Here is a 22,158-nt window from a genome sequence, read left to right on the forward strand (position 1 = left end):
CTTTACTTCCTCAACGCTCCGGGGCGGGGGTGCGGCTTCGATGGTATCCGTCACGGCCTGCCGCAGTTCTGGCGGCAAGGTCTGCCATTCTCCGTTCAAGGTTCCTCACTTCCTTTCCGTAGCTGGCAATCAGGGCAGCCCGTTCCCCTATGTCGGAGAACAGCAGCACATCCAGCAGATATTCCACATGGGATTGTTTCTGCAAGGCTTCCACGAAAAGCGGGTGCCACTCTTCCTCCGGCGTCTTGGGGGCATAGTCCCGCTTCCAGCGGCGCAGCAGATTGTGATAATCGGACAGTACCCGGAAACAGTGGCGCTCCATGCGCCGAAATTGCTGCTCCGGGCTTTCCTGCCGGGGATGGGGGCGGCGGCTCCTGCCGGGTGGCTCCCTGTCCTCATAGGGGATGGAGAAGTCCTGCGCCAGCATGAGGGCGGCTTCCTTGGGGCTGACGTTTTCCAGACGGGAAACAAAGTCAATCACATCCCCGTCTGCCTGACAGCCGAAACAGTGGAAGCGCCGGTCAACCTTCATGCTGGGGTTTTTATCGTCATGGAAGGGGCAGACGCACATCCCGTTTCTTCCTACCCGGATACCGTAATGCTCGGCGGCTTGCCGGGTGGTAACAGACTGCTTCACGGCTTCAAATACGTTCAATAGGCAAATCCTCCTGAAAATAGAAAAAGCGCCTGTCATTCTCACGTGGAAAATGGCAAGCGCCTGATTGGTTAAAGTTCCATATCCTGTTTTTGCTGGCGGCGGGGCTGCTGGCGTTTCTGTTCTTCCCGCTGCTTCACGCCCTCTATCTTCCAGCTTAACTGTTCGTTGAGGGACGGTTTCTTTCCCGGCTCCGCCACGGCTCGGCGCTGCTCCGGCGGCAGCACTTGGTTTATCCAGTTCCGTACATCCCGCAGCAGCTTCATATCTTCCTGAACCGCCTGCAATCCCTCATTCTTTTCAGACAGTTCCCCGGAAAGCTGCGTCCGTTCCTTCTTCAACTCTTTCGTATCGAAGGGCTGTTCCTTCTGATGGGCTTTGAGGAAACGGTTGGCGGCAAGGTAGGCGTCCAGTTCTTTCCGATGTTCGGCGGCAAACTTCTCCTTCCGGGTTTTCCAGCCGATGGAAGCGTACTTCTTGTAAACCTCTTTGTAGGCTCCGTGGTTGGCAAGGTGAGAAAGCGTGGTATCAATGGCCTTTATCCGGCGTTCCGATTTTTTAATGGCGGTCTTGGCGGAAAGTATCTCCCCGCTGACCTTATCCAGATAAGCGTCAAGGCTCTCCACGGTGGAAATTTCTTTCTGCCGCAGGAAGTCAAGTGCTTCCATGACCTTGTTGAAATCGCCAACGGTTCCCCTTAGCTTCCCCTTGGAAGTCCAGCCGGTACGTTCCTCGCTCCGCATATCCAGATACCGGGAAAGCAGTTCGGGGATGGTCGGCTCCTTGGCCTGTTCCAGCGCTTCCAGCAGCGCCGCCTTTTTCTCTTTCAGGCCGGACAGCCAGCCCTTTAAGCTGCGTACCATCTGCCGGATAGACTGCATGAGGGAATTGGCGGCTTTGATGTCCCGGTTCAGGTTGCCGATGTTGGTCTGTATGCCTTTCTTCTCCAACTGGCTGACCGCTGGCCCCATGTGGACGGTGGGGATTTTATCAATCCCCTGTCTGGCATAGGAGCGAAGGTCAAGGCGCTCCGGGCTGCCGATGGCTTCCAGATAGCGATTCGCCGTATCAGCCCAGCCCTGCCGCCATATCTCGGCGTACTTCTGGTCGTTCCAGTCCACGGTGTCCTCCTTGTGGCTTTTCCATCTGCCGGACGCAAGCCGGATACGCTCGCCGTTCTCATCAAGGTCGTAGACCTTCCGGCTTTTAGGGAGCCATTTTCCGGTTTCGTCCATCGCCCGCATGGTAAGAAGGATGTGGGCGTGGGGATTTCCGTCCCCCTTGTCATGGATGGCAAAGTCGGCAATCATGCCCTTGGAAACGAAAAACTCCCGGCAGTAGTCCCGGATAAGGTCGGCGTACTGTGACCGGGGAAGTTCCCTCGGTATGGCAAGCACGAACCTCCGGGCAAGCTGGGAGTTCCATTGTTTTTCTATGGCTTCGGCGGCGTTCCACAAAGTATTCCGGTCTGCGTACTCCGGCGGGGCATGGGGCGGCAGAATGATTTCGGTGTGGACGATTTCGCTTTTATGGGAATAGTATTTCTGTTTCTGGTCGTATTCGGAAAACAGCCGTTCCCCACTCTGGTAGGCGGCAGACGCAACGGCTGACTGGCGCTTGCTGCGCTGGATAACTTTCACATCAAAGTGCGGGCATGGCAAGCAATGTCCTCCTTTCTCCCGGCGTCCGGGCATAAAAAGAGCAGGGAACCTGTTTCAAGATTTCCTGCTCGGTGGTGCCGCCGGTGGCGGCTGGTATTCAGTTTTGAAAGTTCGGGTCAGGGTGGCCCGATAAATTAGGATTTGTCACTTTTTCAACTTCCCGAAAAATATAGCTAAATACTTCTATAATTGTAAACTACTTTTCATCCTCTGATTTCTCCTTTTGGGTAAGATCCTCTACAAAAGAGTTCCATGCTTTTCCTTGTAGAAACACAGCTAATCCATTTACATTTGCTTTTCATCTCCATATGATAAACAATCATTATTTCAATTTGAAAAAATATTTGACAAGTAATACCCATCATTCAATGGAATACTTGCTTCCGCCTGCTTATCCAATGTTTGTAAGTCGAATTTTGCAACTATATCGGCTCCCATAACATAAAGAGCATTATCTTTTATTGTGATTTGCCCTGGCCACATATTCAAGTCATAGGTGTTGATTTCTCCTATGTCGGTTGTGTAAACAGATAGCGTAGTACCTTCTCCTGTTACCAAATTTCCATGCGTAACATATAACTTATCATCCATATTCACGATATGAAAAACATCCTCCGGAAACTTTATTGCACTAATTTCTTCAGTGGAAATATTATAGGCATATACAACTTGATTAAATGTATCCTGTGAATTTACGCTTGGCGCAAAATATAAAATATTGCCGACACCTGTCACGGAATAAACATCACTTCCAAATTCAGAAATATCAATTCTTTCCACCTCTTCCAGTGTTATAGGATCAAGACAGTGTAACGCTCCTTTTATTCCAGATGACGTACTTTGGCTTGAAAAAGCATACAATCTATCTTGATAAAAATACACAATGGAAATGTATAGGTCATCATATATTGCGGTTTCTACAGTTTTATCTGCCCTATCAATCCGGCTTATGAAAGATTTCCCGTTAATATTGTTGGCAGCGTAAATTGCCGATGAATTTACACTTAGCCCATATATCGCAATTTGGTCTAAAGGATACTCTTGTTGTACCAAAGTGTCTAAATCCAGTTGAAGAATAGTTTTTTCATCCTTCTTATTTGCCTGTCCTTGTGGAACAATATATAAAAACCCATCATAAACTATCGGGCTATAAAAAAGTTCTCCCATTGTAGCATAATTATAATGTGTAATGCCGGTTTGCTTCAAATTTTCATCAAAATAGAGTATATCAGTACTATTCTTATTGCCTATTGTGCGAACCACACCGATAGTATAATTATCCGGTATCGTTTCTTGAGTTTTCTCATCATTGATGCACCCAGAAAGCACCATTAAGAATATGAGCAATAAAGAAATCAGTATATATCTACGCATTTAAGTTCCTCCTTATAAAGATAGGAAACTCTACATACTTTACCTTAAATTCACCTCTAATACTTCCTCTCAATATATCCGTAGAATTTTAGCCCAACAACTTAGGATTTGCTTAATTCATCTTCTTCGATATTTTTTTCGGTCTGCTCTATTGCCTCTGTTACTATATCTTGAATATTTTCTTCCGTTATGCTTTCATCTCCAAAACGAAATGTCATTACTGCTGAATGACCTTGTATATGATATAGACAAGTTAATTGCCCCCAACATGGGATACTATAATAGTTTATTTCACCAGTAGAGAAACTTCCTGCTTCTTTAGGGTACATAATTTGCGGAGTATCAACGCTGTTTAGAATTTTTTGTATCATTTCAGAAATTCTAACTATCGAGTCAGAACTGTCCTTGTTTTCATCGCCCTCAATTCCTATAGTTTCCTCTGAATAATCAACATTGAACCCATATTCTTCAGCAATATCACTTACTTTATTTAGGTAATCTTGACTTTCCAGCAGAACTTTTAAATAGTCGTTTCTGCATCCAAAATGATATGTATTATCATAGACCAGACCATGTACCGTGAACTCTATTCCATTTTCGTCTTCAAATTTTCCGAAATCATTTTCTTTATTAAACGATTCCACAACCACAAAATCATGTTCTGGATATTCTTCTTCGAGACACATTATAATGCGTTCATCTGTGTTTTTCCCACTTAAAGGATTACCTGCACTATTTTTATCATTTACTAATTCAACTACTTCAGAACAACCAGATAAGGATATAAACAGTAATAGGATGAGTAAAAAAATTCCCAATTTTTTCAAATCATACACCCCCTACAAATTACAATTTGTCGTTGACTTCATTATACTTCATTGTTTCAGAAAAGTATAGCGACCTATTGTAAAACTTGCTGAACGGGAACAGCTTGCAGCGCAAGGTGTTTCCGGGCGGCAAGTCCACAAAGGGGTAGCTGGCGGCAGCCAGCGCAGGGGAAGTGTAGCTTCCCCTGTGATGATTGGCAGGAGCCGGAACGCTGCGGGCAATCATCCGCTTTCCGCAGGAAGCCCCCGGCAGGGCGCAACCACTACCTTCAGGTGGTGTATAGTTGCGCCCTCTTTCAGAGGGGCAGTCCACGGCTGCGGCTCTGGAAGCAATTATGGCCGTTCCCGGTCTGGCTCTTTTCTCTTGGGATGTGGCTTTTCCGTCCTCGCCTGTGCCTTGGCTTCGGCAAGCCTGCGCCGGATGGAATTGTCCCGCTTCTGGATAAACCGCTGCTTCGTGTCAGCGATAAAGCGGCGGCACTCCGGCTCCGGGATGGCGTCCAGTTTTCGGATGGTACTCTCCACAATCTCCCTTGTCTGCCGGTCACGGATAACCGGCACGATTTCTTTCAGCCCCGCAAGGGTTTCTTCCTTCGTACCGGCGGCGTACTGATAGACCATAGCCAACTCGTCTTTTGAAAAATCCATCTTCATTCTGCGCCCTCCTTCTCTGTGCCGTTTCCGGCGAACATTTTTTCCATAAGCTGACGGGTGCTGTCCTGACGGAACAGCAGCTTCAAGAACAAACTGACCTGTTCATCCGTGATGGCTTCCGGGTGGGGAAGGTAGCTTTCCAGCATGGCGGCTCTGGTACAAAGCCGGTGCGTCCGTTCCTTCCGTGTCAACGTCTTTATCTGGTGTTCCAATATCTTTTCTTCATGCTGCGCCCTCCGCAGCTTCTTTTCCGTTTTCTCTATCTCCTGATTGAGTTTTTCCAGCTTTTCATTCATAGGCGGCTGTCCTCCTTCCCCGGAATGAGTACATATATCTTGTTGGGTTCCCCAAAGCCCTGACGCACTCGCAGTATCAGTCCAGCGTCCTCCAATTCATTCAGGGAACGCTTCACGGTCATAGTGCTGCGGGCAAGTGCCGCCGCCAGTTCCACGATGGGGAAATGGATATATAAAATCCCGTTGGCGTCCTCTATGCCGGACAGGAAAACAATATCCAACATCCGGGCGTACATGACCTTTGCGGTGCTGCTGATTGGGAGCCGCAGCATGGCTCTCGGCAACGGCATACAGGGCGGCAGGGTGGTGTCTGCGGTCATAAATTCAACTTCCATTCAATCGGTGTCCTCCTTTGCTTTTCGTTTTGAGCGTTTGGAAAGATAATGGGGGCAGTCCACAATGACCGCCCGGAAACTCTGCTTGCAAGTGCGCTGGCATTTCCGGCAAAGGTCGTTGTACGTTACCCGTCCCCGTTCATTGAGGAAGAAGGACAATTCCAGCTTCCTCTTTTTCGGCATTCTCGGCATGGTGCCTCCTTAAACAAAAATCCGCCCATTTCAGCCGTAACAGCCGCAATAGACGGATAGCAGATTTTAGTGTCATGTTTCGGGGCGATTTTTAAGGAAAAGTCGGCCATAGAGCCGCCCGGAAATCCCCCATAGTATTACGGATAGGGCAGGCTATGCCCTATCGGATTGTTGTGTTTCGGTATCAATTCGGTGTTCATTTTCGCCGGTTCTCCCTGATGTCGTTCCTGCCCCTGGCTCTCACAACGGCGTTTCGCTCCCTTTGGTACGCTCGTTGCGGTCATGGTTCCTCCATTTCCCTGCCGCAAGTCGTTGCGCTACATCGCCGGGGAGCATATCCCATACAGGCCGGTCATTCGATTGGAATAATCCATCGATGAACTAAGCCCATTATGGCACATTTTTGAGCCTTCTCCCGTATATCCACAAAGTAGGAAAACCGTCCCGAAATCGAAAATTTCCACGATTGCGGAACAGGTATGGTATAATGGAATTGACGGCGGCAGCCAGCCGCAGGAAGGAGCGATGTATCTATGAAAACCCGCATTTCCGTACAGGAACGCCTGAAAGATTTACGGGTGGAACGGGGCTTAAATCTGGAAGAACTGGCGAAGGAAACCGGCATTTCAAAATCAGCCCTCGGCAGCTATGAAAACGACAACGATGAATACAAGGAAATCAATCACGGCAGCCTGTTTAAGCTGGCAGACTTCTATCAGGTGTCCGTTGACTATCTGCTCGGCCTTACCAACAATCGGAAATATGAAAACACGCCGATAGAAGAATTACATTTGAGTGATGAAGTCGTGGAACTGCTGAAAAGTGAACGCTTCAACAACCGGCTGCTGTGTGAGATTATCTCCCATGAAAAATTCCGGGAACTGCTGGCAGACGCAGAAATCTATGTGGACGGGATAGCAACCATGCACTTCCATGACACAAACAGCTCACTGGCTGCTTTACGGGCTATGATACTGGAAGAACATCCCGAAGCTACGGCAGACCGGGCAATCAAAGTATTGGAAGCCTGTCAGGTAGAGGAAGAAGATTTCTTCTGCCATGTGACGCACAAAACATGGGACGTCATTCTCCACGACATACGCAAGGCGCACGAAAATGACAGTGAAAGTACGCCGGATACCACGCCCGCAGATGAACTGATACGGGAAGTACAAAAGGCCATGCAATCGCCGGGGGACAGGGTTCAGCAATTCACGGAGATATTCTGCAAGGCGTTCCAGCTTAAATATAAGCGGCTCTCACAAGAGGAACGAAGCCTTTTGAAGAAGCTGTTCAAGAAATCCCCGCTGATAAAACAGTCTGGTATGAACTTCCGGCGCAGGCCGTGGAAATGAAAAACTGCCGTTGTGGGAATGGGTGTTCCTGCAACGGCAGCTTTGGCTTTCTTTATTCAGTTTTTCAGATTATCGGTCAAAGCGAAACTTGAATAGTGCGGCAATTAGCTGCTGCTTCACATATTCCTCAACCTCGGCGTTGACCTGCCCGTGTACTTTGGAAAAATAGCGGATATATCCGGCGTAGTGGGAAAGGACGGTGTCGATTGCTTCCGGGTCGCCCTCATGCGCCTTGACGATTGTTTCATAGGGGAGAAGTTTACTCATGGTCTTTTCCCTCCATGAGCCGCCGCAGCCGTTTCAAAGCAAGCTGGATATGCCGCCCCGCTGTGCTGCGTGTCCGTCCGATATGTACGCCGATCACTCGCTGCGGCTGGCGCAGGAAATAATATCGGAAAATTTCTTCCTGTGTCTGCTCCGGCAAAAGGGCAAGGGCAGCGGCAAGTTCCGCATGGTACAGAACGGCGGTCTGGCCGCAGGCGGTAAAAAGATATTCTTCAAGCTGTTCCGGCTCGGCAAGCTGGACAAACTTCTCATTCATCAGATAGTCAAGGGAGATTTCCCGTTCCCATTTCCGGCGCAGCTTCAAAATTTTATCTATGGCTGCATGGCGAATGACAATCTTGCAAAAGGCGTTGAATGTGTACTGGATATGCACTTTGTAGGCTTCATCTTCGGTCATGGAAATTCCCCCTCTCTGATAATAGTGCGGGGCGGCAGCACTCCTTGCTGTCGCCCCTTGATTGCCTACCAGCAAAGGCGGGTGGGACTGTCAACGGCGGCGCGTATGCGCCGTTCATCTTGACCGTTGACTGTTCCGGTGGGCTTTGCTAATCGAGTTTCATATCGTGGATTTGATATTGTTGGTAAATTCTTTCCTTCTGGTTATCGTCGCAATGATAACGAACAACGAATACAACATATTTCCGATGTATGGCTGAGCGTTAAAAGTTGTTGTCAATTCTGCGCTTATACAGAAAGTCAAAACAGCTAATACCAATATCATCCAGTTAGAAAATTTTACTCTTTTCAGGAACAAATATCCTGCTGGTATATAGATGATAGCAAGCAAAAATTTAACGATATAATCCGGTATATCTGGCAAAGCAAAAACTGTATTCAGCGGACTGCCCCCAAATAATAAGGACAAAAAAGAAATAATTCCGCCAAATATATAGAAGCCTCCTATAAATGTTATGACCTTAGATTTTTTCATGAATTTCTCCATGTTATAACTTGTTATTTCACATAGATTTCTGAAATCGTATTTTCCACACCATTGATTTGCAATCTTACATGGATTTCTCCATTTTCAAAATCATTCAGCGGATATTCGAGCGGTTCGGACAGATTTGTCACATCAACGGATTTCACAACCTCGCCCTGTACTAACCACAAAACAAGTGTTGCGCCCTCAGGCACCGTTCCGCAGGAAATATCAGCGTGAAGCATTTGGGTGTCTGCGTCATCTATCATCATGTCCTGTTCTTCCACAAAGCCATCGCTTGCACTTCTAAAATCCAAATTCCAGACACCATTCAGATAGGTGTTAGAGTTCATGCTAATTACACCTAAATTCCAAACACGGTCGTTAGAAGCAACATTTGTATTCACACCATTTCCCGTAGCAGCACTGACGATAAAGCCGGTCAAACACATCAACATAAGCACCATGCTGACAATACCCGCAGCAATAAATTTCAAATGATGGGTTCCCTGTTTTACCATAACACCATTAGCCTCCCTATTTTCAATATGTGTTCCACATTCCTCACAATATTTTGCTTTCAACGAAATTCGATGCCCGCAAGCAGGACACGTTGCTTTTATCTCTGAACGGCGCAGAAAGTAAATCAGCAAGCCAATAAAAGGGGTTGCGATAAAAACTACAATCGCCCATAACACCGGGTCATCGCCCCGCTTTTTGCAATCTTGATATACCCACGCCGCAAAGAAAGCAGCAGTACACAAGGCAAAAAGGATAAAGAGAAGAAGAAGAATGGGAAGCAGCATAGAAAGACCGCTAAAGCCATCACTTTTTAGAAAATACAGGCCAAACCGCAGGAAAATCAACAGTAAGATCACCGGAATACCAATATAAAGCGGAAGTCTATTCTTTTTTGTATTATTCACGCCAATACACCTCTTTTCTCAACACGGATTGTTATATCCTCTTTCATATTTGTCCTTTTTACACCAACTATGGTAAGCAAAACGCCAGCCAGTCCAATGTAGAAACAGATACCAGCAGCAAAGTAAGACAAATAAGTGTTGCTGATTACTATTAGTGCTACACCCGCCAGCATAATAAATGTAACTAAATTCAAAATCATCGGCAAATACCAGAGAGAAAAACCTCGTGTGGCGGGTTGCTTTTGCATTGCCGCTTCTTTTTGATACAATGTCGCTTTCAGTTTGTTGTTCAACTCCGGGTCTGGTTCGTCAGCCAGTTTCATAGAAGCCCGGATGATTTCATCAATTTCTGTATTGAAAAGGTCATTTTTCATATCCTGCTTCCTCCAATCTTTTCTTAATCAGACTTCTTCCCTTAAACAATCGGCTTTTTACCGTTCCGGGCGGTTTCTTAATGATTGTTGATATTTGCTCTACGGAACAATTAGAAAGATAAAACAGTGTCAGCGGTATTCGGATTTTTTCTGGTAGTGTTTCGATAATCCGATTAACTTCTAAAATCAACTCTTTCTGTAAATAGCTTTCTTCAATGCTTTCTTCGGAATGTAAGACTGTTTCTGCTTCATCATCCAAATTGCTGGATGGAGCAATCATATTTCGGCGGGCCTGTTTTCGTCTATCACTTTTCCAAAGATTATGAGTCAATGAAAAAAACAGTGCTTTAGGATTTTGTTCCCAGTCAAGCGTCCATTCAGCTTCTAACGCCTTTAGAAAAGTCTGTTGATATAAGTCCTCTGCTTCCGATTTGTCCATACAGAGCTTCAGGCAAAATCTATATATATCTGTACCGAACTCATCAATACACTTCTCGATTTCTCTTGCGTCCAATGTTTCACCTCCATTGCCCGTTCACCCTATATTCGCCATGACTTTGTATGCGGTTCACTTTTTTCAAAAAAATTTTTTACAGGTAAAATGCCGGGGCGAAGTAGGTAGTTTCACTCCCGGCATTAAAAGAAAACTTTTCTTATGGTGTTTTGTGAAAGATAGCAATAGCTATTATTCATCGTCCTTCTCTAATTCGATTACATCTAAGATACCACAATTCAGGGCTTCGCAGATACGAACCAGCGTTTCCATGCTGATATTTTTTCCTTTTCCCATGTTAGCAATCATATTCGTGGTAAGACCGGCGGCAAGCCGCAAGTCCTCTTTCCTCATATTGCGCTCAACCAACGTGTGCCAGAGGGGTTTATAGCTTATGTGCATTTATCCTCCTGCCTTTCTCCCGGTTCCGGGGTTCCTGTTCCCATTATATCAAAGTTCTTGCTATCCCACAAACATTTCTTGACACAACCGCCGGTTCCGTCTGGATTGTGCTTTTCCTTTCTTTTCTTGATTACATCTATTTAGCCATGAGCTGCTTCATGCCCTGGCTCTTCGCGCCGGGGTTATCGTTGCCGTACCCCTCCATGAGGTTAATGCCGCCCCAAATGCCAAGTCCTGCGCCAAGCGCGATTACCAAAGTCTGCAATACGTCAACTGCGCTGTTGAATAAATCCATATAAACCTCGCTTTCTGCCGCTAAAACGGCTCAAAAAATGTTGTTGGAAATAAAAATGCCGCCGTTTTTATTCGGCGGCTGCGTCCTCGTCGGACAAATCTATTTCGTATATGTCAAAGGGTTCGTCGGGCTTTACGATTGCCGGACGGGTGGACATATACCGTTCAACGTCAAAAGCGTTTTTCTTGTCGAAGTCGGAAAGGTATTTGTAGTTCGGGTGCTGCGTTATATCGTACTTATCGCTGAAAAAGGGGCGCACGCCGCGCAACTGCAAAATACATTTTCCTCCGTCCATAACTGCGATTTCGTCCTGTGTCATCAACTCCTTTCCCAATTTCTGATAATTGAGGCCATGAGAAACCTGCGTGCCGCGATTTTCGGAAGTGTTGAAACTGTCGATTGTTTCACGTCCCAAGTTCTCCGAAATATCCTTTGCATTTTTCCCGCGCCCTCCCAAAAACAAGGTGCTGTCGGCATTGTCAAGTATGATTTCTGCCGCGTCCTTGTAAATGGCTTTTAGCTGGCTCTGCGATTGCAGAATGATAGAAGCCGAGATTTCCCGGCTGCGGATTGTGGCAATCAATTTTTCAAACTGCGGGATTTGTCCAATGTTTGCAAACTCGTCTAACAGGCAGCGAACATGAACCGGCAGCTTGCCGCCGTATTCGTCGTCGGCCTTGTCGCACAAGAGATTAAATAACTGCGATTGCAGCATAGCGATAACAAAATTAAACGTGCTGTCCGTATCGCTCATAATCAAAAACAAAGCTGTTTTTCTGTCGCCTAACGTGTCAAGTTCTAATTCGTCGTAGGACATAAGATCGCGCAATTCCTTTATATCAAAAGGAGCGAGCCTCGCACCGCAAGAAATGAGGATTGATTTTGCGGTTTTGCCCGCCGCCAATTTATATTTTCGGTACTGCTTCACCGCGAAATGGTCGGGGTCGCGTTCTTCCAAGTCGGCAAACAGCAAATCGACGGGGCTTTGATATTCCTCGTCGTCCTCGCGGGCTTCGCTGGCGTTGATAAGTTCCAACAGGGTAATAAAGTTCATTTCCTCGGCGGGGGCTTCGTACCAGATGTAGCCCACCAACGCGCAATACAAAAGCCGTTCTGCCTTTACCCAAAAATCCTCCGCGCTTTTTTCTCCCTCACCTTTGGTATTCGCTATCAACGTATTTACCAGCTTCAAAATATCTTTCTCGCTGCGGATATACACAAAGGGGTTGTAGTGCATAGATTTTTTGAAGTTAATCGTATTCAGTACCTTAATGCGGTAGCCCGCCCGTTGCAGCAGCTTCCCGCACTCAATCAAAACCGTACCTTTCGGGTCGGTTAAGACGTAAGAGGAATGAAGCTGCATTAGATTAGGTTTGACAAAAAATCTTGTTTTTCCGCTGCCGCTGCCGCCGATCACGACGACGTTCTTATTTCTCGCGTACTTCGGCTGCTTCGGGCGGCTGTTCATGGTAAGCCGTTCCGTCTGCGTCAAAATGATGTTGTTTTGGAAATCCGGGTCTATGTAGGGCTTTATATCTTCGGCGTTTCCCCATGAAGCGTTTTGTCAAGTGCTTTTTTGAGTTATTGACGCAAATTCTTGTGAAAGTGCGAAAGTGCAAAGTGCAAAGGGTCTGCGTTTTGCACTTTCAGCTTGCGGGTTCGGGTGGCTGCTTCTTCTTGATGAAGTTATACCATTGACCGCCGACACGCCTTGCGCCTAAAATACCGCCCATGTTGCGCTTGGCGTTCTGTACCGTCCTCTCGGATATTCCGGCTTCGGCTGCGGCCTTTACAATGTCCTCGCTGGCAAGTTCTTTCCCGTCTGCAAGCAGGTCAAGTATCAGCTTCTCGGCTTGCTCGGTCTTGGTGGCGGTGTTCCCGCCCGCGCCGGATAGCAGCTCGTCGGCGGTTATGTCATATTCGCCTATCCATGAAAAGCCTGTTTCCGGGTCAAGGCAAAAGGCAACGGGCTTGCCCTCCGGCGCAAGGGAAGATTTGTCATGGACGATAACGCGCACATTCGGCTCCCGCTTCACGCGCCCGATCAGCAGGACGCTCCTTGCTGCGGCGCGGAAGTCAATAGAACCTAAGCCCCGGTATGCGCTCTGTCCTCCGGCGGCTTTGTTCAAGTGTCCGATAAGGATAACGGCGCACCCGGTACGCTCGGCAACATCGGCAAGGCGGCGGAACATGGGGCGCACTTCGTTTGCCCTGTTCATGTCGGTCTTTTCGCCCATGTACGCCTGTATGGGGTCAAGGATAATCAACCGCGCCCCGTTCTGCGTGATTGCCTTTTCTATGCGCTCGTCGGAGAGGGTAAGCTCCCGTTTGGCTTCATCAATCACAAGCACGCGGTCAAGGTCGGCTTCGGCTTCTATCAAGCGGGGCTTGACGGTATCGCCCAGCCCGTCCTCGGCGGTCTGGTAAATCACTTGGAATGGCGGCAAGGGCTTCATTCCCGGCAGCGTTCCCCCGGTGGTGCAGGCGGCGGCAAGGCGTAGGGCAAAGGTGGTCTTGCCCTCGCCGGGGTTGCCTTGCACAATGGTTACTTTCCCAAAAGGGATATACGGCTCCCATAGCCATTCAACGGTCTGTGTGTCAACCTCGCTCATGCGGATAATCTCGACGGTTTCTTCCTGCGGCGGTTCTTTCAATCCGTAAACCGCTTCCCGGATATACTTCCCGTCTGTGATTTCTGCCCGGTGCTGCAATACCTCGTTCCAGTCCTTGTAAAGCGGCACAAGGCGGTGGACGGTCAAGCCCTCCGGCACAAGCTCCGCAAGGCGGCTGCAAGCGTCGTTTCCGGCTTGGTCGCTGTCAAGGCAGAGGTAAACGGTCTTGATGTTCGGGCGGTCAGAGAGGAAACGCAACAGGGCTTTTTCTCCCACGCCGCCCAATGACAAATAGCTCTGCTTCTGCCACGCCTTTTTGAACAGGCAGAGGAAAGAGAGCAGGTCAACGGGGGCTTCAAAGACAAAAAGCCTGTCACCCTCGCCTCGGTAGCAGAAATTAAAGGCTTTGTCGCTGCCTTTCACATCAAACCGGAAGTTTCCCGCCGTTCCCTTGCTGTGGGCGTAGCGCGGTATTCCGTCCTCGTCCCGCCCCACAAATACGGCGTTGTGGTGGGCTGCGTCCTCGTAAATATCGCCGCGGGCAAAGAAAAAGCCCGTCACATCATCATCAATGCGGCGGGCTGCTGTGAGGTAGTTCCTCGCTATTCTGTTGTCGTTGTTTGGGGGCGGTAGCCGGAAGTCGGAAAGGGACGCGTGGCAAGGTCTGTCCGGCGGCGGTGCGGCTCCCTTTTCTCCTGTGAGAAGTTCCACGGCTTCGGTGAAGCTCTTGCCGAAAAACTCCATGACAAAATCAACGGGGCCGCCGCCCTTGCTCTGGCTGTGCCTGTACCATTTGTTTCCCCGGACGGTCAAGCTGTCGTGCCGTTTCCAGCGGTATTCATTCCCGGCGCGGGTAAGCTGCTCGCCCTGTGATTGCAGGAAAGAAACAAGGTCGGCTTGGTTCGCCCGGTTTATCTGTTCTTGGGTGTAGTACAAAAATCTCAACTCCTTTCATCGTTCTAAGTCGTGCTGCTTGGTGCGGGTCTGCTCCGGCTGGTCGGCTTTCAGCGCAATATCAACGCACTTGCGGATATTGTGCAGCTCGGCAACCTCGGCGCGGGTTTCTTTCAGCTTGGTATATTCCGCTGTTCTCTGCCCGCTGAGGGTGGCGTACTCTTTTTCCCATTCAGCGATAGGCAAGCTCTTTGTCCCTTTCGGCAGATTTGCATGGAGATAGCGGCTCGCTGCGTTCCATAGCGTAAGCTCGGCGCGGTGGGCTTCCTCGTACTTGTCGCGCTTGCTCGTCCAGCCATTTTTCAGCTTTTTCAGCTCGTCGTGAATGGGCTTGTACTCGGTGTAGTTCTTCCCGTATTCAATCAGCTTTTGTAATTCTTTCATGCGCTTCTCGGCGGTTTTCATGCCCGCCCGGATAGCGTCGGCTTGGTCGCTGACAGAGGAAAGGGTAGCGTCCAGCTCCGCAAGGGTGGAAATGCCATGCTCGGAAAGATAGCCTACTGCCTTTGCAACGGTTTTCAGTTCATCGGCGGCGTGCTGCCTTTGCCAACTTTGCGAATACTTCCGGCTCTTTTCTCTCTGAACGCTTAAATACTTCATCAGCAGATTTGCAAGGCCGGGGGATTGCGGGGGCTGCTCCGGGGCGTTTTCCCGCGCCTTGAACAGTTCGCCAATCCATTCTTTGAGCTTTCCAATCTGCGCCCGGATTTCCCGGATAAGGCGGTTTGCCTTTTGGATATTCCGGTTCAGCTCGCCTTTCTCGGTGGCTATGCCTTTCTTCTCCATTTGACAAGCCGCTACGCCCATGTGGACGGTAGGCAGCTCGTCAATGCCGCGCTCGGCGTTACTGCGGTGGTCGATACGCTCCGGGCGTCCGGCGCGTTCAAGGTAGGCATTTGAAATATCCGCCCATGCCTTGCGCCATAAAAGCGCGTTGCCCTTGTCGTTCCAGCCTGTGAGGTCAACTTTGTGTGTCTTGTATCTGCCGCTTGGTAAGCGTATGCGCTCGCCGTTCTCGTCAATGTCATATTCCTTTTTGGACTTCGCCGCCCATGCGCCGCGCTCGTCAAGGGGGCGCATAGTAAGCATGATATGACAATGGGGGTTGCCGCTGTCGGTGTCGTGAATGGCAAAATCAACGCACATTCCTCTGGAAACAAATTGAGAGGAACAGTATTCCCGGACAAGCCGGATCTGTTCCTCTCTGGATAATTCTATGGGGAGTGCTGCGTCAATCTCTCTGGCAAGCTGGGCGTTCCCGGTTTTCTCGTAAAGCTCCACACTGTTCCATAGGGTAGCGCGGTCAGAGAAAGAGGGCGGGGCATGGGGCGGCAATAGGATTTCCGTATGGACAACGCCGCGCTTGCGGGTGTAGTCATGGGTCATTCCGTCCCACTCGTTTGTGATTTTCTCGCCGCTTCGGTAGGTGGCTGCGGCAACGGCTGACTTGCCTTTTCCTCGGCTCACAATGCCGATGTTACAATGGTAAATAGCTATGGGTATCACCTCCCGGATAGGATAATAAAACCCGCAAAAATAGTACAGACGCGCAAGCGGGTGTACTGTTTTTGTGGGTGTGCAGGGATAGCCGCGAAGCGGCGCAAGGGGTGCAGCCCCTTGTTGCGGCAAAGCCGCCATATCGGAGCGCGGGGAAAGTTCCCTGTGCGGAGATAAGCCCTCGGCAGAGCGCACACGCCCGCAAGGGTGTATAAGTGCGCCCTTTGTACCAAAGGGATTATTCGCTTTTCCCGCCCTCGGTGCGTTTTTTCAGATAGCCCCGCGCTTCCTCGCTCGTCAGGGCAAGCCGGAGAAAGGCGGCGGCTTCTTCGTCGGTCATGGTCTTTGCTTCTGGCACAATGCTCTCAAAGACCGCACCCCGGACGATCAGCCGATGGCTGCGCGTCCTGCGTTCCTCTTGGGATAACTTTTGCCGCAACACCTTTTCCCGATTTTCAAGCTGCCGGATTTTCTTCTTCCCGTCCTCAATCTCGGCTTGCAATTCCTCGCGTTTTTTTTCTCTCGGTTTCGTCATGGGTGGTCACTCCTTTCTACCTGTCGGCATAGAAAAAGGACAGTCGATTTCCTCGGCTGTCCTTTTGATTAGGGTGTTTGGTTTACTCCGTTCTGCTCAATAAATGGGAATATTAAATATCAATACGCCCTTTAATACATTCCTATTAAAACATCAGCTTCGATTGTCAAATGTGTGAGAGTACGCCAATCAACGCAATCTTTTTCAACGCAAAAGAGAAGCGGCGTCATTTCAATAAACGACATTCTTTGTTCTGATGACAACTGTACGGTGGCTGAAACCGTTTCTCTTGAAATGGTTTTAAGATATTTCTCAAAATATTCAACGACAGACTCATTTGAATAATCTGGATTTTTCAAGTGTGCTTGCACTTTAGTCCTGATTTCCCTCAAATGATTTTTCGTAGGAATTACTTTCACAACATATCCGTTAGGAGATAGCAATCGCTGAAATTCTTTGTAGTGTGCAGGCGAAAATATGTCTAAAATACAATCCATACTTCCGTCTTTCAAAGGGATTTTTGATAAGTCAGTAACAAACCACTTCACTGCTTTGCGCTTGTCTTTTTTTGATGCAATCTGTATTGCCTCCCTTGACAAGTCAAAGGCAAAGATGTTTCGTTCTGTTCTTTGCTGTATCTGCCTTGCATAGAAACCCTCGCCGCAACCAACATCTAAAATGTTTCTTATAGATGGCGTATCAGAAATAAACTGTATGATTTTCTCCAACACAACATCATACATGCCATACTCCAAAATTTGGTGCCGGTTGTCAAAAGACCGCTTGCTGTAGTTGGTTTTGGGCGATGATTTTAACAACAAATTTACATACCCATATCTTGAAATATCAAAGCAATGTCCATGTCTACAAATTAGGCTATTGCCTTGTATATCCATTGATTTTGTGCAAATTGGGCATTGAAAATAAACCTTGCTGTCTGCAAAGCGTGATAAATTATTATTCATTTGTTTTTCCTCCGTAATTACATCTCTGCTTCAATAAGCGAGTTATGCAATACGGATAACCGCAACATAACTCGCGGTTTTATCTTAATCTCATAAATGTAACCATTGTGTTGTCCTCCAATCAATTCCGCAGTATTACTCTGCTTTTAGAAAAAGTATAGCACAAAACTATGAACATTTCAACTCTATTTCAGCCTGTCGGCGACGTTGCTCTCTCTGGCATACCGCCGCGCCGCTTCCCGCCGTTCCTCGCTGTATGGGGCGGTCAGACGGAAAGAGAAGCGGCCTTTCTCAATGTCAAACTCCATGCAGCCCGTTTCCGGGTCTGCGTCGGTCTGGCGGCACACATCGGGGTGCTGCTCGGCATAGGCGGCAAGCCGCTTCTTCAAGTCGGTGTTGTGGGTACGGATATGGATCAACGGGTCTTTCTCATCAAACCAGATGTCTGTGATCTTTTTTTGCTTGGGAAGCCCTGTTCGCATAAACTCTCCTTTCTGCGCCCTCGTTTGGAGAGAGGGGCATTTTTGAGGGAATTTTCCCGGCTCTTGACTTGGGGAAAATGGGGATTTTCAAATAGAAACCGCCCCGGCGAACCATTCTTCGTCCGGGCGGTTCCTATCGCGTGATTTTCGTTTTTTCCGGCTCTTGACCGTCCTGCAAGCTGTCGGCAAGTATCACTTTGAGCAGCTTGTCGCGGAATGTTTCTGTGCCGCTGTGGTTGAAAAACAACTCCGCAACGATGGTCTGTCCGTCCCTCTGTGTCGTGATAACACTGTCGGGGGATTGAGGTGTCCCGTTCTGTTCTGCCATAGGCGGCTCCTTTCTCTGGGTGCAAAAGAGGGATTTCCCGTAGCCCGGAAAATCCCTCTTGGTTGTCAGTATTCGGTTTTACTGTGCGGGTGCTGCGGCGGCTTCCTGTGCCTTTTTCTTTGCCCGGTATTCCCGTGCTTTCATGCGGTCATACTCCCGTCGCTTTTCAAGGTTACGCGCCCGGTACTCCCTTGAATACTGCCGGTGGTAGGCGCGGCTCTTTTCCTTTTGGGCTTCCTCGATTTCCTCCCGCATTTGCCGGATTTCCTGCTCCGTTGGCTCTGTAAGCTGTGTCACTTCGTTCTCAAATTTGCCGATATAGTTGAAATATATCCCGATGTGCTGAATGGCTTGTTTTGCCCTTTTCTTGTCGCGCTCATGCACTTCAATCCGGCTGATAAACTCGTTGAGAATGGCGGGGGTCAGGTCGGTAAAGGCAGCGTAGCGTTCCGTCAGCTTCAAAAACTTCTGCGCCCGTCCGCCCGCGTTCTCAAAAGCGGATAGCTGCTCTTGCAGCTCGGCAAGCTCCGCTTTCAGCGCATAGTATTCTTCTGAATACTTCTGCGACATTTGCTCATAGCGGTCTTGCGGGATCGTGCCGAGGGCGTTGTCCTCATAGAGCTTGTTCAGCACCTTGTCAATCTGTTCAAGGCGCGTCGTGATTTGCGGGATACGCTTCTGCTGTTTCTTGGTCTTGTCGGTCTGCTGCATGGCAAGGTTCTTTTTCACTAAGGCTTCAAATTCCGCCCAGTTGCTGATAGAATAGTCCTCGATTTTCTTCAGCACTTCCGCGATGGTCTGCATGAGCAAATCCGCGTCAATGATGTGCGGGGAATTGCATTTGGGGTTTTTGGCTTTTCCCTTGTGGTACTCGCTGCAATAGGCAACATGACGCTTGCCGCCATTCCGATAATCTATGCGAATGTGCATTTTCGCACCGCAATCCTTACAGAAAAGCAAGCCCGACAAAGGGTGGATTTCCCCGTCCCCGTTGGGGCGTTTGACGGGCGCATTTTCCAAAATCCGCTGTACGGTTTCAAAGTCGGTGCGGTCAATAATCGGCTCATGCACATTTTCGGTTATCTGCCATTGGCTCCGGTCTACATAGTGGTTCCGCTTGTCGCGGAAGTGCTTTGTGGTCTTGAAGTTGACAACATCACCGCAATACTCCTGCCGTGTGAGGATATGGGTCAGGGTGGCTTTGTTCCACTTATAGCGGTTGGCCTCATTGAGCGCCCTGTTTTTACAGGTTCCCCGCCCGCGCTCTTTCATGTAGAATGTGGGCGTTGGGATTTGCGCCTGCGTGAGATATACGGCAATTTGGTTTCGGTTTTTTCCGTCCAGAAACAGGCGAAAAATCAAACGAACAACTCCGGCGGCTTCCTCGTCGATAATCCAAAAATCCTTGTTGTCCGGGGATTTGACATAGCCATAGGGGGCTTCGGTGGCAATCGGCTTTCCACTCATGCCCTTCGTCTTAATGCCGGTCTTTACTTTCTTGCTGATGTCCTTTGCGTACCACTCCGACATGATGTTGATAAAGGGCGCAAACTCCAATGTATCGGGCTTTTCGCTGTCTATCCCGTTGTTGACTGCGATAAAGCGCACATTGTTCCGTCTGAATATCTCCATCGCATTGCCGACTTGGAGATAGTCACGCCCCCAGCGTGTCAGGTCTTTCATAATGCAGACACCGATTTTCCCGTTCTCTACATCGTCCATCATGCGGGAGTAGGCAGAACGGTCAAAAAATCTGCCGCTTTCGTCATCGTCAATGTAGTGCCGGATATTGGTTAAGTGCTGCCCTCTGGCGTAGTTCTCCAAAAAGATTTTTTGGTTCTGTATCGAGTTACTCTCACCGCCGTCCCTGTCCTCGTCGCCCACGGAAAGGCGGGAGTAAAGGGCTGTAATTTTACTATAATCAGTCATGTGCATAACCTCCTGTGCGTCCATATAGGCTTCCTTTACACTTAAAATTATGCACTCCATCGGGCGCTGCCGTACTCAATGCCCTTACGGTATTTGCGGGCGTTTTTCCCTTTGGCGTACACCGCCAGCCAGACGATGGCCGCCCCGGCAATACCTGCCAGCAGGTCCAGCGGATGCAGGCTTGGCGCCGCATAAGAAAACGCCTCTGTAAAGCCCTGGCTCAAATGCAGGAACTTTTCAGAGGCGTCAAGGCCGGGCGCAAGGCGCACCGCCTGGCAGAGCTTATCAAAGAGATACACGAACAGCAGATACGGAAGGTTGAGGATGAGAATCTTCTTCAGATCAACCGTCATAATTCCACACCCCGGTCTTTGGCCTTGACCTTCTCCCGCTGGCGGTGCTGGGCTTTGGCCTGCTGCTTCGCCTGCTCCAGCTCCTTGCGGATAGAGGGCTTTTTCTCTTTCTCCAGGTTCTTTGCGGAGAACTCCCGGAAGGCCGCCGTGATAACGTCGGCATCCCGGCCCTTGAAGAACACCAGATAGCGGGGTATCTCGCCGCTGGTGTCTTTTTTCAGTGCGAAGTCAATGCCGTACTTCTTGGCGGTGGCGGAAAAGGCCCGGATGTTCTGGTTGGTAATCTCGATGTTGGAAACGCCGGTGTTGTGCTTCATTAGCTGCCGTAGGGTCTGCTTTCCGTGGTGCAGTTTGGTCTTGCGGCCAGTCACGCCTCTCTGCATCTCGTCCAGCACCTTTTTCATGGCTTGTTGCAGCATACCGGCGGAGAGTTTGGTGGCCTCCACACAGAGAGCAACGGTGCGCTGGGTGACTTCTTCCTGCATAAGTCATCATCTCCTTTCTCCGCCGCCGTACAGGTCGTGGTTTACCAGGGACGCATAGTAGCTGTCGATGGTGGCCGGGGCGTTATACAGGGCAGCCAGCAGATATTTCTTGATATTGCGGACATAGGTGGTGTTCTCCCGCATACGGTCCAGCACATACTCGATGTGGGAACTGTTCAGTTTCAGGAACCGGGATTTGACCACCTCCGCCGGATAGTCGTCCCCGGCAATGCGGATCGTCTCCCTGCGGGAACAGACGGTGTCCACCATGAGCTCCACCAGCTCGTTCAGACGGTCACGGTCTATGCGCTCGTTTTGTACGAGGATGTCGTACTCGATGTTCTCCAAAATCAGTTCCCGATAGTTCTCTCGCTCCCGCATCCAGTCCCGTCCGGTCCGGCTGACCCCTGCGGGGGTTTGGGGGCTTGATTGGATAGGATTTGATCCTTCCGTACTTGATGAATCAGTATTTTGTTCTTCAGGATTTCTTTTCTCTTTATTTAATTGCGGCCGGTTTTCCAGACATGGGTTATCCATATCCGGGTTTTCCGTATCTGGACAAGCCGTATCCGGCTCGTCCTCACACGGCTGGCCCGTGTCCGGGGGATGGGGCGTCTCATAGATGACATACTCCACATCCAGGATCTTGCCCTTGCTGTCCCGAAGCCGGTTGCGGACTATGTACCCGGCCCGTTCCAGCTCTTTCAGGGCGGAGCCGATGCTGTCCGTGCCCTCCTTGCAGATTTTCGCAAGCCCCCTGGTGGTGTAGTTCCAGTCCTCCGGCAAGGACAGCATCATGGAGAGCAGCCCTTTGGATTTCAGCGACAGCCCCGCGTTGCGTAGGTGGTGGTTGGACATTACCGTGTTCACACCAATCTGCACATTATAAGCTGGCTTGAGCTGCCCGTTTCGCATGTGGTCTTCTTTCAGCCGCATAAATGTGGCATCTTCGTCTGTTTTGGAGTAACTGTT

24 protein-coding genes and 4 pseudogenes are annotated in these 22,158 nt (G+C 49.2%); 1 reads left to right on the top strand and 27 read right to left on the bottom strand.

What is annotated here, in order from left to right:
* Positions 1–10 precede the first annotated feature (10 nt).
* The 8 genes from H9X86_RS06270 to H9X86_RS06305 form a co-directional block, all read right to left on the bottom strand.
* Positions 11–655 carry a CHC2 zinc finger domain-containing protein gene (locus H9X86_RS06270; protein WP_204900705.1) on the bottom strand — a complete coding sequence of 215 codons (645 nt, stop codon included), beginning with the start codon at positions 653–655 and terminating at the stop codon, positions 11–13.
* A gap of 71 nt (positions 656–726) precedes the next feature.
* Positions 727–2,316 (bottom strand): MobQ family relaxase, encoded by a 1,590-nt coding sequence (gene mobQ, locus H9X86_RS06275; protein ID WP_204900706.1) that lies wholly within the window; start codon positions 2,314–2,316, stop codon positions 727–729.
* A 327-nt stretch (positions 2,317–2,643) separates the two neighbouring features.
* Entirely contained in the window at positions 2,644–3,690 is a 1,047-nt protein-coding gene (locus H9X86_RS06280; RefSeq protein ID WP_204900707.1) for an NHL repeat-containing protein, read from the bottom strand.
* A gap of 101 nt (positions 3,691–3,791) precedes the next feature.
* Positions 3,792–4,517, bottom strand: a complete 726-nt coding sequence (locus H9X86_RS06285) for a hypothetical protein (protein WP_204900708.1) — start codon at positions 4,515–4,517, stop codon at positions 3,792–3,794.
* 333 nt (positions 4,518–4,850) lie between these two features.
* Positions 4,851–5,171 carry a transposon-transfer assisting family protein gene (locus H9X86_RS06290; protein ID WP_204900709.1) on the bottom strand — a complete coding sequence of 107 codons (321 nt, stop codon included), beginning with the start codon at positions 5,169–5,171 and terminating at the stop codon, positions 4,851–4,853.
* Positions 5,168–5,467, bottom strand: a complete 300-nt coding sequence (locus H9X86_RS06295; protein ID WP_204900710.1) for a DUF3847 domain-containing protein — start codon at positions 5,465–5,467, stop codon at positions 5,168–5,170. Before H9X86_RS06295 ends, H9X86_RS06290 begins: the two co-directional genes overlap by 4 nt.
* Positions 5,464–5,802 carry a replication initiator protein A gene (locus H9X86_RS06300; protein WP_204900711.1) on the bottom strand — a complete coding sequence of 113 codons (339 nt, stop codon included), beginning with the start codon at positions 5,800–5,802 and terminating at the stop codon, positions 5,464–5,466. Before H9X86_RS06300 ends, H9X86_RS06295 begins: the two co-directional genes overlap by 4 nt.
* A complete protein-coding gene (locus tag H9X86_RS06305; RefSeq protein WP_182433253.1) occupies positions 5,803–5,994 on the bottom strand; it encodes a hypothetical protein in 192 nt (63 codons plus the stop codon).
* A 533-nt stretch (positions 5,995–6,527) separates the two neighbouring features.
* Here H9X86_RS06305 and H9X86_RS06310 point away from each other — a divergent pair.
* On the top strand, positions 6,528–7,349 hold the full coding sequence (locus H9X86_RS06310; protein ID WP_204900712.1) for a helix-turn-helix domain-containing protein: 822 nt from the start codon (positions 6,528–6,530) through the stop codon (positions 7,347–7,349).
* A gap of 69 nt (positions 7,350–7,418) precedes the next feature.
* Here the strand turns inward: H9X86_RS06310 and H9X86_RS06315 are convergent, their stop codons facing one another.
* From H9X86_RS06315 to H9X86_RS06405, 19 genes and pseudogenes are all read right to left on the bottom strand, one after another.
* A complete protein-coding gene (locus H9X86_RS06315; RefSeq protein WP_204900713.1) occupies positions 7,419–7,616 on the bottom strand; it encodes a helix-turn-helix domain-containing protein in 198 nt (65 codons plus the stop codon).
* Positions 7,609–8,031 carry a sigma-70 RNA polymerase sigma factor region 4 domain-containing protein gene (locus tag H9X86_RS06320; protein ID WP_204900714.1) on the bottom strand — a complete coding sequence of 141 codons (423 nt, stop codon included), beginning with the start codon at positions 8,029–8,031 and terminating at the stop codon, positions 7,609–7,611. Before H9X86_RS06320 ends, H9X86_RS06315 begins: the two co-directional genes overlap by 8 nt.
* Positions 8,032–8,190: 159 nt before the next feature.
* On the bottom strand, positions 8,191–8,565 hold the full coding sequence (locus tag H9X86_RS06325; protein WP_204900715.1) for a hypothetical protein: 375 nt from the start codon (positions 8,563–8,565) through the stop codon (positions 8,191–8,193).
* A 23-nt stretch (positions 8,566–8,588) separates the two neighbouring features.
* Entirely contained in the window at positions 8,589–9,482 is an 894-nt protein-coding gene (locus tag H9X86_RS06330) for a zinc-ribbon domain-containing protein (RefSeq protein WP_204900716.1), read from the bottom strand.
* Entirely contained in the window at positions 9,479–9,856 is a 378-nt protein-coding gene (locus H9X86_RS06335) for a hypothetical protein (protein WP_204900717.1), read from the bottom strand. Before H9X86_RS06335 ends, H9X86_RS06330 begins: the two co-directional genes overlap by 4 nt.
* The gene (locus H9X86_RS06340) at positions 9,846–10,370 is read right to left on the bottom strand and encodes an RNA polymerase sigma factor (protein ID WP_156070841.1); all 525 of its coding nucleotides are present in this window, start codon (positions 10,368–10,370) and stop codon (positions 9,846–9,848) included. The genes H9X86_RS06335 and H9X86_RS06340 overlap by 11 nt, the downstream gene beginning before the upstream one ends.
* Before the next feature lie 177 nt (positions 10,371–10,547).
* Positions 10,548–10,751: pseudogene (locus tag H9X86_RS06345) on the bottom strand (helix-turn-helix domain-containing protein); the annotation flags it as partial.
* Between the two features lie 142 nt (positions 10,752–10,893).
* Positions 10,894–11,046, bottom strand: a pseudogene (locus H9X86_RS06350) (Maff2 family mobile element protein); the annotation flags it as partial.
* A 67-nt stretch (positions 11,047–11,113) separates the two neighbouring features.
* Positions 11,114–12,607: pseudogene (locus H9X86_RS06355) on the bottom strand (VirD4-like conjugal transfer protein, CD1115 family); the annotation flags it as partial.
* A gap of 85 nt (positions 12,608–12,692) precedes the next feature.
* Positions 12,693–14,594: an AAA family ATPase gene (locus H9X86_RS06360; protein WP_016147286.1), complete on the bottom strand. Its 1,902-nt coding sequence runs from the start codon at positions 14,592–14,594 to the stop codon at positions 12,693–12,695.
* 15 nt (positions 14,595–14,609) lie between these two features.
* On the bottom strand, positions 14,610–16,118 hold the full coding sequence (mobQ, locus tag H9X86_RS06365) for a MobQ family relaxase (RefSeq protein ID WP_204900727.1): 1,509 nt from the start codon (positions 16,116–16,118) through the stop codon (positions 14,610–14,612).
* 229 nt (positions 16,119–16,347) lie between these two features.
* Positions 16,348–16,644, bottom strand: coding sequence for a DUF3847 domain-containing protein (locus tag H9X86_RS06370; RefSeq protein WP_022030174.1), 297 nt, complete (start codon positions 16,642–16,644; stop codon positions 16,348–16,350).
* 131 nt (positions 16,645–16,775) lie between these two features.
* Positions 16,776–17,609 carry a methyltransferase domain-containing protein gene (locus H9X86_RS06375; protein ID WP_002584969.1) on the bottom strand — a complete coding sequence of 278 codons (834 nt, stop codon included), beginning with the start codon at positions 17,607–17,609 and terminating at the stop codon, positions 16,776–16,778.
* Positions 17,610–17,794: 185 nt separating this feature from the next.
* A complete protein-coding gene (locus H9X86_RS06380; RefSeq protein WP_022030173.1) occupies positions 17,795–18,091 on the bottom strand; it encodes a P-loop NTPase family protein in 297 nt (98 codons plus the stop codon).
* A gap of 133 nt (positions 18,092–18,224) precedes the next feature.
* Positions 18,225–18,419, bottom strand: coding sequence for a transposon-encoded TnpW family protein (locus tag H9X86_RS06385; RefSeq protein WP_022030172.1), 195 nt, complete (start codon positions 18,417–18,419; stop codon positions 18,225–18,227).
* Positions 18,420–18,497: 78 nt separating this feature from the next.
* Positions 18,498–20,372 carry a recombinase family protein gene (locus tag H9X86_RS06390; protein WP_204900719.1) on the bottom strand — a complete coding sequence of 625 codons (1,875 nt, stop codon included), beginning with the start codon at positions 20,370–20,372 and terminating at the stop codon, positions 18,498–18,500.
* Between the two features lie 32 nt (positions 20,373–20,404).
* Positions 20,405–20,701 (bottom strand): annotated as a pseudogene (locus H9X86_RS06395) (conjugal transfer protein TraG); the annotation flags it as partial.
* Positions 20,698–21,186 (bottom strand): PcfB family protein, encoded by a 489-nt coding sequence (locus H9X86_RS06400; protein ID WP_204900721.1) that lies wholly within the window; start codon positions 21,184–21,186, stop codon positions 20,698–20,700. The pseudogene H9X86_RS06395 and the gene H9X86_RS06400, both read right to left, overlap by 4 nt.
* A gap of 6 nt (positions 21,187–21,192) precedes the next feature.
* Positions 21,193–22,044 (bottom strand): DUF6017 domain-containing protein, encoded by an 852-nt coding sequence (locus H9X86_RS06405; RefSeq protein ID WP_243416868.1) that lies wholly within the window; start codon positions 22,042–22,044, stop codon positions 21,193–21,195.
* Between the last annotated feature and the right edge of the window lie 114 nt (positions 22,045–22,158).

Source organism: Pseudoflavonifractor capillosus, assembly GCF_016902575.1.
In the GTDB taxonomy this organism is placed as follows: domain Bacteria; phylum Bacillota; class Clostridia; order Oscillospirales; family Oscillospiraceae; genus Enterenecus; species Enterenecus capillosus_A.

What these genes read in the sequence shown, in the direction of transcription:
- H9X86_RS06280 (WP_204900707.1), bottom strand. Translation starts at nt 3,690, where the DNA reads ATGCGTAGATATATACTGATTTCTTTATTGCTCATATTCTTAATGGTG.
- H9X86_RS06290 (WP_204900709.1), bottom strand. Translation starts at nt 5,171, where the DNA reads ATGAAGATGGATTTTTCAAAAGACGAGTTGGCTATGGTCTATCAGTAC.
- H9X86_RS06295 (WP_204900710.1), bottom strand. Translation starts at nt 5,467, where the DNA reads ATGAATGAAAAGCTGGAAAAACTCAATCAGGAGATAGAGAAAACGGAA.
- H9X86_RS06300 (WP_204900711.1), bottom strand. Translation starts at nt 5,802, where the DNA reads ATGGAAGTTGAATTTATGACCGCAGACACCACCCTGCCGCCCTGTATG.
- H9X86_RS06305 (WP_182433253.1), bottom strand. Translation starts at nt 5,994, where the DNA reads ATGCCGAGAATGCCGAAAAAGAGGAAGCTGGAATTGTCCTTCTTCCTC.
- H9X86_RS06310 (WP_204900712.1), top strand. Translation starts at nt 6,528, where the DNA reads ATGAAAACCCGCATTTCCGTACAGGAACGCCTGAAAGATTTACGGGTG.
- H9X86_RS06315 (WP_204900713.1), bottom strand. Translation starts at nt 7,616, where the DNA reads ATGAGTAAACTTCTCCCCTATGAAACAATCGTCAAGGCGCATGAGGGC.
- H9X86_RS06320 (WP_204900714.1), bottom strand. Translation starts at nt 8,031, where the DNA reads ATGACCGAAGATGAAGCCTACAAAGTGCATATCCAGTACACATTCAAC.
- H9X86_RS06325 (WP_204900715.1), bottom strand. Translation starts at nt 8,565, where the DNA reads ATGAAAAAATCTAAGGTCATAACATTTATAGGAGGCTTCTATATATTT.
- H9X86_RS06335 (WP_204900717.1), bottom strand. Translation starts at nt 9,856, where the DNA reads ATGAAAAATGACCTTTTCAATACAGAAATTGATGAAATCATCCGGGCT.
- H9X86_RS06370 (WP_022030174.1), bottom strand. Translation starts at nt 16,644, where the DNA reads ATGACGAAACCGAGAGAAAAAAAACGCGAGGAATTGCAAGCCGAGATT.
- H9X86_RS06375 (WP_002584969.1), bottom strand. Translation starts at nt 17,609, where the DNA reads ATGAATAATAATTTATCACGCTTTGCAGACAGCAAGGTTTATTTTCAA.
- H9X86_RS06380 (WP_022030173.1), bottom strand. Translation starts at nt 18,091, where the DNA reads ATGCGAACAGGGCTTCCCAAGCAAAAAAAGATCACAGACATCTGGTTT.
- H9X86_RS06385 (WP_022030172.1), bottom strand. Translation starts at nt 18,419, where the DNA reads ATGGCAGAACAGAACGGGACACCTCAATCCCCCGACAGTGTTATCACG.
- H9X86_RS06390 (WP_204900719.1), bottom strand. Translation starts at nt 20,372, where the DNA reads ATGGACGCACAGGAGGTTATGCACATGACTGATTATAGTAAAATTACA.
- H9X86_RS06400 (WP_204900721.1), bottom strand. Translation starts at nt 21,186, where the DNA reads ATGCAGGAAGAAGTCACCCAGCGCACCGTTGCTCTCTGTGTGGAGGCC.
- H9X86_RS06405 (WP_243416868.1), bottom strand. Translation starts at nt 22,044, where the DNA reads ATGTCCAACCACCACCTACGCAACGCGGGGCTGTCGCTGAAATCCAAA.